The sequence below is a fragment of the Rahnella ecdela genome, from assembly GCF_019049625.1.
Classification (GTDB): Bacteria; Pseudomonadota; Gammaproteobacteria; order Enterobacterales; family Enterobacteriaceae; genus Rahnella; species Rahnella ecdela.
The window spans coordinates 1-552 of record NZ_JAFMOY010000048.1; the positions used below are offsets into that span (position 1 = coordinate 1).

Genomic DNA, 552 nt, shown 5'->3' on the forward strand with positions numbered 1-552 from the left:
TTTAAGGCCTTTAGCCAGTTCAGCCGCAAGGGCTTTAAGTTTCTTTTCATCCATAATTTACCTGTCTCCGTTGCTGGAGTGAACATATCAAAAACAGGCAATTACACAATTTTAATTACAGTCTCTATTGGTTTGCATTGCCCACATATCCACATGAGAGAAGCCATTGACATCCTCCCCGCCCAGGTTTATGGGGTCAGTTCAAAAAGGACGGGGGTTCCCGCGAAAATCCAGATAATGGCTTTGTTGAATAAATCGAATTTTTGGCCGTAATCAGGATCAGATCATCACATTCCCGATCCTGTAGCGGTATCACGTGGCAAAACAAAAGTTCAAAATCGCCAATTGGACTACCTACAAAAGGCGCTCGTCAACCGGGGCATTCTGGCTTGATGAATCAGCCATCCAGGCCTGGTATGACGAGCCCAACACGTCTTCACGTGGTCGTCCGCAACGTTATTCTGAGCTCGCTATTACCACCGTACTGATGCTCAAACGCATCTTTCGCCTCACGCTGCGCGCCGCGCAGGGATTTATTGATTCCATTTTTAC

Annotated in this window: 1 protein-coding gene and 1 pseudogene; both read left to right on the forward strand. The window is 46.7% G+C overall.

Going from position 1 to position 552, the window contains the following annotated elements; genetic code table 11:
* Nucleotides 1-273: pseudogene (locus J1784_RS00225) on the forward strand (hypothetical protein); the annotation flags it as partial.
* A gap of 43 nt (nucleotides 274-316) precedes the next feature.
* Nucleotides 317-552: transposase (locus J1784_RS26685; RefSeq protein WP_217147577.1), on the forward strand; the 236-nt coding region annotated here is incomplete at its 3' end.